The following is a 12,235-nucleotide window of genomic DNA, read 5'->3' as shown; positions in this document are numbered from 1 at the left end:
TTGCTCAAGGAATTGAAGGGGATTCAGAAGATTCATTTTGTCGGAATCGGCGGGGCGGGGATGAGCCCCTTGGCCAAGATCCTTCTCCAGCTCGGCTACACGGTATCCGGCTCGGACACGGGCAACTCTCCACTCATCGGCGTGCTGGCCCGTCTTGGTGCGCATGTGTGGACGGACGGACAGCATGCGGAGCACGTGCGCGGCGCAGATGCCATCGTCGTCTCCACGGCGATCCCGTACGATAACCCCGAGGTGATTGCAGCGTGGGATCTGCGCATCCCCAAGCTCCATCGTTCGGACATCAATGCGGCACTCGTCAACGAGTACGACGGTATCGCCGTCGCGGGCTCGCACGGCAAGACGACGACGACCTCGATGATCGGCGTGACTCTTGACCGCGTCGGCGTATCGCCGACCATCATCGTCGGCGGTGAGGTGCCCGACCTCGGGACGAATGCGAAGCTCGGCACGAGCCGCTACCTCGTCTCGGAGGCGGACGAGAGCGACGGCTCCTTCCTCAAGCTGCGCCCGCATATCGCTGTGGTGACCAACGTCGAGGACGACCACATGGATCACTACGGAACGATGGAGAAGATCATTGCGGCATTCCGTCAGTTCATCGAGCAGGTGGATACGGACGGGACGGCAGTGCTCTGCTTTGAAAACGAAATCCTGCGCAATATCGCACGCGAGACAGCGCATAAGGTCGTTTCCTACGCCATCGACCATGAGGCGGATTACCGCGCATCGAACATCGAGACGCGCGGCTCTGTGATCTCGTTTACCGTTCATGAGCGCGGGACGGAGATGGGGCGCGTGCTGCTCAATATTCCGGGGCGCCACAACGTCCTCAACGCGCTCGCCTGTATCGCCGTTGCGCGCCTCGCGGGTGTGGAGTTCCCTGCGATTTGTGACGCACTCGCCCAGTTCCACGGTGCGAAGCGTCGCTTCCAGACGAAGGGAAAGGAGCGCGGCGTCTGGGTCGTGGACGACTATGCGCATCATCCGACGGAGATCGCCGTCACCCTTGCGGCAGCACGGCAGACGAACCCCGAGCGACTTATCTGCGTCTTTCAGCCGCATCGCTACTCGCGGACACAGCTCCTGCGCGCGGAGTTTGGAAAATGCTTTGCGGATGCCGACCTGCTTCTGATCACGGATGTCTATGCGGCGGGAGAGACACCGATTCCGGGCATCAGCGGTGAGACCGTGATGGAGGAAGTCGTGCGTCAGACGGGACAGGACGTTGTCTACCTGCCGGACCGTGCGGATCTCGAACGCTATCTCGCCCAGCAGGTGCGTGCGGGCGACCTCGTCATCACGATGGGCGCGGGCAACATCCTCGAGGTCGGTGAGACACTCGTCGCGCAGCTGCGCGCAGGAACAGCGGGGACGGCAGGTATCGTGGAGTCGGATGCGTATCCGATCGTCGTCGTCATGGGCGGCCCCTCCTCCGAGGCAGAGGTCTCGCGCCGCTCGGGTGCTGCCATCCTGCGGGCACTCTGCGCCAAGGGCTATCCCGCCGTCGGCATGGAGCTGAACCCCGCAACCTTTGCCGAGGAGATTCAGGCACTCCATCCTGCGATTGTGTTCAACGCCCTCCATGGGAAATATGGCGAGGACGGCATCCTGCAGGGCACGCTCGACATGCTCGGCATTCCGTATACGGGCTCTGGTGTGCGCGCCGCTGCGCTGACCATGGATAAAATCATGGCAAAGCGCGTACTGGCCGCCGAGGACATCCCGACGCCGCGCTGCATGAGCTTCTATGCGAGCGAGCGCACGGCGGATACGCCGCGTGAGATACGGACTGCATTCTCCCTGCCGCTCGTCGTCAAGGCACCGGAGCAGGGGTCGAGCATCGGCGTCTACATCGTCACGCGGGACGAGGAGCTCTCGCCAGCGCTCGATGCGGCGTTCTCCTACGGGGATGAGGTGCTCGTCGAGGAGTTCATCGAGGGGCGAGAGCTGACCGCCGCTGTCTGGGGTACTCCAGCCGCGGCAGAGGTCATGCCCGTCATCGAGATCCGGTCTGTTTCGGGACGCTATGACTACGACAGTAAGTATACCCCGGGGGCATCGACACATATCGTCCCGGCACCGCTCTCCGATGCGTGCCGCAGTGAAGTCGAGCAACTGGCACGCCGTGCGTACGCCGCCTGTGGCTGCAGCGGTCTCGCGCGCGTTGATCTCCTGCTGAGCGCAGAGAATCGTCCCTACGTCATTGAGCTGAACGCCGTACCGGGCATGACAGAGACCTCGCTTGTCCCGGATGCGGCGCGTGCGCTCGGCATCGAGTTCCCCGAGCTGTGCGAAAGGATCCTCGCGTTGGCGGGGTATCGGCGATGAGCTCTCGTCGCATCCTGCGCGGGGCGTTCTACCTCCTGTGTGCGAGCGGCATCATTGCCGTCCTCGTGTACTCGCCGCTCTTCACCTTTCAGCAGCTCGTCGTCCATGGAAACGTGCATCTCGATGAGAATGAACTCTGTGAGATCGCACGGATCCACTACGGGCAGCGGCTCTTTGAGCTAAAGACCGACGAGATGACGACAAACCTCCTGCGCGACCTGCGCATCGAGTCCGCCGTCGTCCGCCGCCAGCTGCCGCACAAGATCGAGATGGACATCGTCGAGCGCATTCCCGTCGCGACGGTCGCCTGTGACTACGGCTATCTCGATTTTGACCGACAGGGCAAGGTGATTGCGAGCTATCGCTCGCTCAAGGGCGCGGACATCCCAATCATCACAGGTGTCAAGCTGCGCGACCTCTACATCGGCGACGACAACAACGACCCGCAGGTCGCACAGGCGATCAGCTTCCTCGCGCGCATCGACCCCGCAGACATCGGCGAGATCTCGGAGGTCAGCCTCAGAAATCCGGACGCCGTCGTCGCCTATACCAAGACGGCGCTCCCCATCCGCCTCGGGCAGCTGACGGGGATCCCGGACAAGGCGGCACTGACACAGGACTTCCTGCGCGACCAGAAAACCACACGGCATACCGTTGAGTATGTGGATTTCAGCTATGATGCGCCGTTCATCAAGCTGGCAGACAAAACAGCAGAGGGAAAATAAATGGAACAATTCCGGCGCGGCGGGTGGCTCATCGCCCTCGTCTGTGTATTGATTGGATTTATGGTCGCCGTACAGTTTCGTACGGCGCAGGACGCGAAGGGGAGTCTCTCCCAGCAGCGCATCGAGGAGATCTCCGACCGCCTGCTCCAGACCGAGCACGAACGCGACGAGCTGAGTGAGGAACTGCACAAGATGCAGACGGCGGCGAGTACGGACAATCAGCAGGATAAGGATCTCCTGCGCTATCGAGCGGCACTCGTGCCGCTCGAGGGCGAGGGCGTGATCGTGCGTATGGACGACAGCACGAAGCCCGCTAAGGCGGGGGAGAACCCGAATCTCTATGTCATCCATGACGACGACCTCCTGCGCGTCGTCAACGAGCTGCGCGCCGCAGGCGCAGAGGCCATCGCCATCAACGGGCAGCGCCTGACGGGGACCTCCGAAATCCGCTGTGCGGGGCCGACCCTCTCCGTGAACAACGTGCGCTCGTCCGCACCGTTTGAGATCCGCGCCATCGGCGATAAGAAGTCGCTCGAAAATGCTCTGCGCATGCGTGGCGGCGTGGCGGAGACGCTCGGCGTCTGGGGGATCCAGCTCGACATCAAGGCGAGCAACGATGTCTATATTCCGCCGTATCGCGGCAGCATACGGCAGTCCTATGCCCGTGAGACGACAGAGCGTGAGGAGGAAAGCAAATGATCTACATCGTTATCGTCAGCGTTCTCCTCGGGCTCGTGATCGGCTACAGCAGTCCCCTCGTCATTCCCGTTGCGTATTCGAAGATATTCTCCGTCGCACTCGTCGCTGCCCTCGACGCCGCCTTCGGCGGACTGCGCGCCGTCGTCTCCGAGCGGTTCGACAAGCGCGTCTTTGTGACGGGATTCTTCTCGAACACCCTGCTCGCGGCGGCACTCGTCTTTATCGGCGACCGCCTCGGCATCGACCTGTACTACGTCGCCTTGCTTGCGTTCGGTTTCCGTATGTTCAAAAACCTCGCCATGCTGCGCCGCTATCTCCTGCGCGACTATCGCGGCGGCGGACACAAGTCCATGCTGCGCAATCCCTGAACGCAGAGCGCATTCACATCGGTTTGTAAAAATTTTTCTACACTATAGAAATATAGGGGATTTCATGGTAGAATATACGAGGAAAACTACTGTCTAACGATAGATTTTGTGATAAATCCTACATGGAGGCTGAGACTGTGTTCGAAATGGATGATAACTTTGAAGAGCTCGCAAAGATCATCGTCATCGGCGTCGGCGGCGGCGGCGGAAATGCCGTCAACAACATGATCGACTCCGGTCTGCAGGGCGTTGAGTTTGTGGCGATCAATACGGATTCACAGGCGTTGCTCCAATCCAAGGCGGCCACCCGTATCCAGATCGGCGAGAAGCGTACGCGCGGACTCGGTGCAGGTGCGCGCCCAGAGATCGGCGAGGCAGCGGCGACAGAAAGCCGCGAGCAGATCCTAGAGGCACTGCGCGGTGCGGATATGGTCTTTATCACAGCGGGTATGGGCGGCGGCACGGGGACGGGTGCAGCCCCCGTCGTGGCGGAGTGTGCGCGTGAACTCGGTGCGCTGACCGTCGCCGTTGTGACGCGTCCCTTCTCCTATGAGGGAATGACGCGTGCGCGCAACGCAGACTCAGGCATTGAGAACCTGCAGCAGCACGTTGATACCATCATCACCATCCCGAACGACCGCCTGATGAAGATCATCGACAAGAGCACGCCCGTCACCGAGGCATTCAGCAAGGTGGATAACGTCCTCTGGCAGGGCGTCAAGGGCATCACCGACCTCATTACGAATCAGGGCGTCGTCAACCTCGACTTTGCCGACGTGCATACGACCATGGCAAACGGCGGTGCTGCGATCATGGGCATCGGTGAGGCGCGCGGCGAGGGTGCATCCGTTGCGGCAGCAAAGGCGGCGATCGAGTCGCCGCTCCTTGAGACCAGCATCGAAGGCGCGACCTCTGTCATCCTCAACTTTACGGGATCGAAGAACCTCAGCATGTTCGAGGTCAACGAGGCGTCGGAGTGGCTCAACAGCATGATTACGAATGCGGCAAACGGCCGTCAGGCAAACATCATCTGGGGTATCGGTGTCGATGACAGCTTGGAGGACAGCGTCCGCGTCACCGTTGTCGCGACGGGCTTCGGCGCGAGCGCGGGGAGCGCACCCGGTACCGCTGCGGCACAGGAAGAGACGACGGGCATCTCCGAGGACTGGATCCGCATGCCGGGGCTCGGCAGTGCATCGAGTACGCCAAAGGAGCCCGCGCGTCCCGCACAGCCGCAGGCACAGGCACGCCCCGCATCTGCGATCGTCCCTCCGACGGGACGCAGCCCGCAGCAACGCCAGAGCCGCATGAATGTTGTTGAGCCAAACAGCAGTGCCGACGGCTCGGATATCATTGATATTCCCTCATGGATGCGGAAGCGTTAAAATTTATGCAGACAGAGGAATATAGCAGTTCCGGAATAACACCACATCTCATGGATGAAATATAAAATAAGGAGCGCAGGAGATCTTCTCCTGCGGTTTTTATGTATCAGTACCTTGTAACGGCATTTTCACAAGAGACTTGACAACGTATGTTTGTATTTGTATATGGAGAAAATGAGGATGCAGAAACAGGAACGATGCAGACAAATTTTAGAGGTGCTGATCAACAATCCTGAAGGCATGACAGGAGAAACGCTGGCCAAGCATTTTGATGTTTCATCCCGCACCATTCGCTCGGATATAAAGATGCTCCAGACGCGATTGTCGAATTGTCGGACAGAGATCCTGGCTGCACCAAAACGTGGCTATCGAATTGTCCAAGAAGAGAGCACGGCAGACCTTGTCAAACTAGTCGATGATGAGTCAGGACAGGTGGGATTGATTCGAACCGAAGACCAGCAAAACTATATTATCAGCAGATTCTTGGAATGCTGCTTGAAAAATGTATCTGTTACACAAATGATGCTCGCTGATGAAATGTATGTCGGGCTGTCAACGATCAAATCGTATCTCAACAGCACACGCAAACATTTTGATGCATACAACATTCATATCGTCCAATACAAGACAGAAGGTCTGCGCATCGAAGCTGCAGAGGGGACTCTACGGAGCTTTTTTGTCGATTACCTGCATGAAGTACAGGATAAAAAACTGTGTCATATACTTTTTGAGAGAATTACTTATGACCAAATGGAAGAGATTCTGTCAGAGGCGGGAAATGTTCGCAGACTTCAGTTGACCGATTCGGCAAGGCATGATCTTGCTGTACAGACAGCGCTGTCCATTCAGCGTTCTTTAACGGGACACGGGATTGAATGCAGTTCCAGCATGGCACAAAAGCTGGAAGATACATTCGAGTATAGTGCAGCAAAAGAGATTTTAAATAAAATATTGAACAGCATAGGGGTGGATATTCCATATAGTGAAGTCTTTTATCTTACCCAATGCCTTCTGACCGGAAAGAAATTGTTGGATGCAGGCAGCGGAGTCAATGATGAACATGTCAAGGAACTTGTTGAAAAAGTTCTTGTTGATGTGGATAAAAAATTTGGCTTGGACTTTACCGCAGATGAATATCTTAAGGATGGGCTTGCCCTTCATTTGCGGATTGCCATTGCCCGTGTAAACTTCCATGTAAATATCCGCAATGAGCTCCTCAGTTCGGTTAAACAGGATTACCCATTGGCGTTTCAGATTGCCGTCTACGCAGCTAAATTGGTTCGGGATATCGATCATATTGAGTTCAATGAAAACGAGATCGGATATATTGCGTTGCATTTTTGTGCTGCTATGAGCAGAAACAGCATTGCAGAAGAGGAACAGCCGAAAAATGTCTATGTTGTATGCTCAGCAGGACTAGGTGTTTCCGTTCTTATGAAGGCAAAACTCAAGGAACATTTCCGTAGCAGCATCCATGTAATTGACATCCTTCCGGCATATAAACTGACAGAAAAAATGCAGGAAGAAGCGGATTATATCATTTCTACGGTTCCTCTTCCCTCCAATTCCTCGAAAATCATACGCGTTAATCACATGCTGCGTACGGATGATATTGAAAAAATTCGCCGTATCCTGTTTAAACAAGCAAGTACACTTGATGCAAATGTTGTACGGCAATTTTTTCGGCCGGAAGGGTTCTACGTGGATCAGTTATTTCATACGAGAGACGAATGCTTAAATTTCCTGACGGATGAAGCCGTCCGCAACGGATGGATGGATGCGGAAGGAAAAAGTTCTGTCTTTGAGCGTGAGCATATGTCATCAACCGCAATAGGCGATTTCGTTGCCATCCCTCATGCACTGCTCACAGAACATATGATTTCCAATATATCAGTTCTTATCTTAAAGGAGCCGGTTCAGTGGGAAGATTTTCCTGTACGTGTTGTGTTTCTGCTCAACATTGAACAAAGTAAGGCATCTCTTTGGGAGAAGATGTTCCTGAAACTCTATTCATTTATCAAAGAATATCATGGATTGGAATCTTTGCTGAAGCATAAATCATACGAGCAATTCATGGAAGATTTTATAGCGGTTTTATAACCGCTTTTTTATTGCTGCTATTCCTATTTCCGCATTTACAATTGCGGAAAAGAGTTACGACATGATTCTTACTTTTCCGCTTTACAGGAATATTTCAGGAAATAGATATGTCTATGAAGAGTGTTGTAGAAACAGTATAATAATATTATATTCTTTATAGTGGAAGGAGGAAGAGCATGGACGTTGCACTTAATGAGGATTTGGTACTCATGGAGGTGGATGCAAAAGATAAGTTCGATCTTCTTCGCCAGGCAGCGCAGTGCCTTCAAACGCATGGCTATGTTAAGGAAAGTTATGCGGATGCGGTCATTGAAAGAGAGAAGGTATTTGCGACTGGTCTGCCGACAGTGATGGGGGGTGTAGCGATTCCACATACTGACGTGGAACATGTAAATACCCCTGCAGTTTGTATTGTACGACTCAAAAAACCGGTAGATTTCGTTATCATGGGGGATGACACAGAGACAGTGTCTGTGGACTGCATCTTCATGCTGGCAATGAAGGAGGCTCACGCCCAGCTGACACTGCTGCAGAATCTGATGGGGATCCTCCAGGATGCTGATGCCCTGAAACTTGTAAAAGAAGGAACATCGGCAAAGGAAATTTGTGCCTTTGTAAAGGGGCGCTTGTCACAAGTGGCGGAGTAGAAGTTAATCTGTCTTATTTGTGCGGTGGAAAAGTTAATATATTTTTTATACCCAGTATGGAGGTAATTTAAAATGGCAGATAAAAAGCGCGTACTTGTTGCATGTGGTACAGGTATAGCAACTTCGACAGTTGTGTGTAAACGAGTTGAAGATCTTCTCAAAAATAACGGAATTGAAGCGGAAGTGATTCAGTGCAAGATTGCTGAAATTGGTACTTATGAGGAGCAGGCAGATTTGCTTGTGACGACAACGATTCCATCCCGTGAATATAAAATTCCCGTTGTAAAAGCTGTGAACTATCTTACCGGCATGCAGACGGAGAAAACGGATCAGGAAATTTTGTCGGCACTGCAGTAACTGCGTGTGAATTTTACTGAATGGAGGAAAAGTTATGGTTTTAGAAGTTGTGCAGTTTATTCTTGGATTAGGGCCAACCGTCATGCTTCCGATCGTTATAACGATCATAGGCATGTGTTTTGGTCAGGGATTTAAGAAAGCGTTTCAATCTGGCATTACGATCGGTGTTGGATTTGTTGGAATCAACTTGGTTATTGGGCTTCTGACCTCCAATCTTGGTGATGCAACGCATCAAATGGTTGAACGTTATGGTCTTGCGCTGAACATCATTGATGTTGGTTGGCCTGCTGCAGCTGCTATGACATGGGCATCTCCAATTGCTGCGATCATGATTCCAATCAGTATGCTCGTCAACATCGCAATGCTCATGACCAAGACAACCAATGTTGTCGATATCGATATTTGGAACTACTGGCATTTTGCAGCAGCTTCCGCAACGGTGCTTGTGCTCACTGGCGGCAATTGGATTCTTGCTATTATCGCGGGTGTTGTTTACGAGATTGCCGTCCTGAAGATTGCTGATTGGACAGCGCCAATGGTACGTGATTATTTCGGTATGGAGGGGCTTTCCTTCCCAACGGGATCCACGTGTGCACAGGGCTTAATTGGTATTCCTATCGTTAAAGTAATTTCAAAGATTCCAGTTATTAAGGATCTTAAAGCGGATCCGGATGCCATTCAGAAGCGGTTTGGTATTTTCGGTGAACCTCTTATGATGGGGCTGATCCTTGGCCTCCTCCTTGGAGCACTTGCAGGCTATCCTCTGGCAAAGATTCTCCAGATCGGTGTCATCATGGCTGGTGTCATGTTCCTTATGCCGCGTATGGTCAAGATCCTGATGGAAGGGCTCATCCCTGTATCTGAGTCTGTTAAAGCCTATCTGCAAAAGAAAGATTTTGGCAAAGATCGTGAACTTACGATAGGTCTCGACGCAGCTGTTGCAGTTGGTCATCCAGCTGTTATCGCTACGGCTCTTGTACTAGTTCCCTGTACGCTCTTCCTTTCTGTGGTTATTCCCGGCAACAACGTTCTTCCGTTTGGTGATCTTGCTACGATTTGTTTCTATGTAGCATTCATTGTTGGTGCAGCACGCGGAAATATTGTGCATTCTGTATTGGCAGGGATGATTGTTATGGGGCTGGCGCTTCTGATGGCGACCAATATTGCAGAGTTCCATACATCCATGGCAATTGACGCACAGTTCCAGATGCCGGCAAATACGACGATGATTTCAAGTCTTGATCTTGGCGGCAACTTCCTTAACTGGGCAGTTATTAAGGTCTTCCAGTTTTTCTAATACACATATTGCTATGTTCTGAACATGAGAGCCCCGATAGTTCACACCTTGAGGTGTTGAGCAATTGGGGTTTCATGTTAGGTACTTTTAGGTACAGGTTTTTGCACTATCTGAATATGGAGGGTAAATCGTGAAAGCAGGCGTTATATATAACACCGGTGATATCCGTTATGATGATTTTCCAGATCCAACCTGTGGTGCGGATGATATTATTGTACGCGTTGCAGCGTGTGGTATTTGCGGATCGGATTCGCCGCGCATCTTGAGTGGTTGGAAATATCCGCTTCCTGGTGTTCCCGGGCATGAGTTTTCCGGAACGGTTGTTGAAGTTGGAAAAAATGTCAGGAAATTTCATGTCGGAGACAACGTAGCTGTTCAGCCGTTTATTCCATGTAATGCTTGTGATAATTGTCGTGCAGGATATGTGTCCATGTGTGATGGGGCACAGATGCTGGGGGCAGATATGCCGGGCGGATATGCTGAGTACTGCCGAGTGCCGGCGACTAATGCTATTGTGCTTGGTGATGTGAATCTTGTCGAAGCCGCACTCCTTGAGCCTTGTGCTGTATCTCTTTATGGTGTCCTTGGTATTCAGCCTGTACTTGGTGATACGGTGGCTATTCTTGGCTGCGGAACGATTGGACAGCTTGCGTTGAGATGGTTTCGTCTTGCCGGTGTTCGCCGTATCATCGCTGTAGATATTTCACCTGTCAAGCTGTCAGAAGCACGTGCTCTTGGGGCAGATGAATGTGTCAATGGGATGAAAGAGAATACCGTTGAAGCAATTCTTGAACTGACACATGGAAAAGGCGTAGATATTGCAATGGAGACAGCTGGCTCCAAAATTACGCAGGAGCAATGTCTGCTGGTCGCAAAGAAGCGTGGCAAAGTCGGATTCCTTGGTATTGCGCGCTCTGATATTCTGTTAAAGGAAAAATCCTTTGAGAGTATTTTCCGCCATGAGCTTACACTGCGAGGATTTTGGAACTCTTATGCGGCACCATTCCCTGGCCCCGCGTGGATGAAGAGCATCGAGGCATTTCAGGATGGGACGATTGATTTTAAGCCGTTTATTTCACATAAGTTCTCGTTGTGTGATGTAGCAACTGTATTTGATATGATCAGGGATAGGAAAGAGGAGTATAATAAAATCCTGTTTGTTATGGAGTGAGGGAGGAAAACAGATGAAAGCTTTAGTTAAGACACAAAAGGGGGCAGGGAACTGGGAGATCCTCAACAAGCCTGAGCCCTCTGTCGGAGAAGGCCAGGTAAAGGTGCGTGTCGAATATATTGGAATCTGCGGCAGTGATCTGCATACCTTTGAAGGCCACTACAATGTTAATGCCGAAGGTCTGACGATTGGTCATGAATTTGCCGGAGTTGTCGCAGAAGTGGGAGCTGGCGTTACGAATGTCAAGGTTGGAGATCGTGTTACCTCCGAGACAACATTCACCATCTGCGGACATTGCCGTTATTGTGCAAACGGAGAATATAATCTGTGTCCTAGCCGCAAAGGCCTCGGAACACAACAGGATGGCGCTATGGCACAGTATGTGCTGACGCGTGCCAAGAGTCTGCATATTCTTCCAGAGAATGTAACGACGCGACAGGCATCTATCACTGAGGCAGCAGCTTGTGCACACCATGGCGTAAATAAGGCAAAGTTCGACAAAGGTGCTATTGTCTTGGTGCTGGGCCCTGGACCAATTGGCCTGCTTGTTGCTCAGGTGGTTATGGCTTATGGCGGACGTGTTGTTATGACAGGTCTGACACAGGATATGGGACGCCTCACAATCGCAAAGGAGAAGTTTGGTGTTGAACACATTGTTGACGTTCAGAAGGAGGATGTCAAGGCGATCGTCGAAAAACTGACAGATGGTTACGGTGCCGATGTTTGTTATGACTGCACGGGAGCGGTTCCCTCTATGCACCTTGGAATGGATCTTCTGAAGAAGAAGGGGCAGTATGTGCAAATTGGTCTCTTTGCAAAAGATGAAGTTTCTGTCGATTTCTCCAAGATCATCCAGAAGGAACTAACCGTTTGCGGCAGCCGGAGTCAAAACACGCATGATTGGGAGCCCACGCTGAAACTTATGAGTGAGCATAAGATTGATGCAGACAAGATGATTACACATGAAGTCGGCATCGATGAGTGGGATCGAGCATATCATCTGCTCAAGAGCGGAGAGGCGACGAAGATTGTCATGCATCCAATCGGCTGATGCTGATGCAGGAAAGATGATGCTGAGCGGGTACAGCACTATGTGGGTGCTGTGCCCGCTTTTGCCAGCAGCCTTGGAGAAGGGGT

At 52.5% G+C, this 12,235-nt stretch carries 11 protein-coding genes; all 11 read left to right on the top strand.

Annotated features, from left to right (window positions below; genetic code table 11):
* Positions 1-2,349: a UDP-N-acetylmuramate--L-alanine ligase gene (gene murC / locus AXE86_RS02750; RefSeq protein WP_061944429.1), complete on the top strand. Its 2,349-nt coding sequence runs from the start codon at positions 1-3 to the stop codon at positions 2,347-2,349.
* Positions 2,346-3,074 carry a cell division protein FtsQ/DivIB gene (locus AXE86_RS02745; protein ID WP_009442978.1) on the top strand — a complete coding sequence of 243 codons (729 nt, stop codon included), beginning with the start codon at positions 2,346-2,348 and terminating at the stop codon, positions 3,072-3,074. Before murC ends, AXE86_RS02745 begins: the two co-directional genes overlap by 4 nt.
* The gene (locus AXE86_RS02740) at positions 3,075-3,773 is read left to right on the top strand and encodes a DUF881 domain-containing protein (RefSeq protein WP_061944426.1); all 699 of its coding nucleotides are present in this window, start codon (positions 3,075-3,077) and stop codon (positions 3,771-3,773) included.
* A complete protein-coding gene (locus tag AXE86_RS02735) occupies positions 3,770-4,141 on the top strand; it encodes a small basic family protein (RefSeq protein ID WP_009442976.1) in 372 nt (123 codons plus the stop codon). Before AXE86_RS02740 ends, AXE86_RS02735 begins: the two co-directional genes overlap by 4 nt.
* 122 nt (positions 4,142-4,263) lie before the next feature.
* On the top strand, positions 4,264-5,526 hold the full coding sequence (gene ftsZ, locus AXE86_RS02730; RefSeq protein WP_198145281.1) for a cell division protein FtsZ: 1,263 nt from the start codon (positions 4,264-4,266) through the stop codon (positions 5,524-5,526).
* A gap of 180 nt (positions 5,527-5,706) precedes the next feature.
* Complete coding sequence (locus AXE86_RS02725) at positions 5,707-7,626, top strand: BglG family transcription antiterminator (RefSeq protein WP_061944420.1); 1,920 nt, start codon at positions 5,707-5,709, stop codon at positions 7,624-7,626.
* A gap of 176 nt (positions 7,627-7,802) precedes the next feature.
* Entirely contained in the window at positions 7,803-8,273 is a 471-nt protein-coding gene (locus AXE86_RS02720; protein ID WP_006689951.1) for a PTS sugar transporter subunit IIA, read from the top strand.
* Positions 8,274-8,345: 72 nt separating this feature from the next.
* Positions 8,346-8,630 (top strand): PTS sugar transporter subunit IIB, encoded by a 285-nt coding sequence (locus AXE86_RS02715; protein WP_006689950.1) that lies wholly within the window; start codon positions 8,346-8,348, stop codon positions 8,628-8,630.
* Positions 8,631-8,664: 34 nt separating this feature from the next.
* Entirely contained in the window at positions 8,665-9,927 is a 1,263-nt protein-coding gene (locus AXE86_RS02710) for a PTS galactitol transporter subunit IIC (RefSeq protein ID WP_006689949.1), read from the top strand.
* A gap of 130 nt (positions 9,928-10,057) precedes the next feature.
* Complete coding sequence (locus tag AXE86_RS02705; protein ID WP_061944417.1) at positions 10,058-11,098, top strand: galactitol-1-phosphate 5-dehydrogenase; 1,041 nt, start codon at positions 10,058-10,060, stop codon at positions 11,096-11,098.
* 13 nt (positions 11,099-11,111) lie between these two features.
* Positions 11,112-12,149 (top strand): zinc-binding dehydrogenase, encoded by a 1,038-nt coding sequence (locus AXE86_RS02700; protein ID WP_061944414.1) that lies wholly within the window; start codon positions 11,112-11,114, stop codon positions 12,147-12,149.
* Positions 12,150-12,235 lie beyond the last annotated feature (86 nt).

It is taken from the genome of Selenomonas sp. oral taxon 136, assembly GCF_001554015.1.
GTDB lineage: Bacteria > Bacillota > Negativicutes > Selenomonadales > Selenomonadaceae > Centipeda > Centipeda felix.
The sequence above is the reverse complement of the archived record's forward strand: the minus strand, read 5'-3'. Positions and strand labels throughout refer to the sequence as shown.

What these genes read in the sequence shown, in the direction of transcription:
- AXE86_RS02725 (WP_061944420.1), top strand. Translation starts at nt 5,707, where the DNA reads ATGCAGAAACAGGAACGATGCAGACAAATTTTAGAGGTGCTGATCAAC.
- AXE86_RS02720 (WP_006689951.1), top strand. Translation starts at nt 7,803, where the DNA reads ATGGACGTTGCACTTAATGAGGATTTGGTACTCATGGAGGTGGATGCA.
- AXE86_RS02710 (WP_006689949.1), top strand. Translation starts at nt 8,665, where the DNA reads ATGGTTTTAGAAGTTGTGCAGTTTATTCTTGGATTAGGGCCAACCGTC.
- ftsZ (WP_198145281.1), top strand. Translation starts at nt 4,264, where the DNA reads ATGGAGGCTGAGACTGTGTTCGAAATGGATGATAACTTTGAAGAGCTC.
- AXE86_RS02700 (WP_061944414.1), top strand. Translation starts at nt 11,112, where the DNA reads ATGAAAGCTTTAGTTAAGACACAAAAGGGGGCAGGGAACTGGGAGATC.
- AXE86_RS02745 (WP_009442978.1), top strand. Translation starts at nt 2,346, where the DNA reads ATGAGCTCTCGTCGCATCCTGCGCGGGGCGTTCTACCTCCTGTGTGCG.
- AXE86_RS02715 (WP_006689950.1), top strand. Translation starts at nt 8,346, where the DNA reads ATGGCAGATAAAAAGCGCGTACTTGTTGCATGTGGTACAGGTATAGCA.
- AXE86_RS02735 (WP_009442976.1), top strand. Translation starts at nt 3,770, where the DNA reads ATGATCTACATCGTTATCGTCAGCGTTCTCCTCGGGCTCGTGATCGGC.
- AXE86_RS02740 (WP_061944426.1), top strand. Translation starts at nt 3,075, where the DNA reads ATGGAACAATTCCGGCGCGGCGGGTGGCTCATCGCCCTCGTCTGTGTA.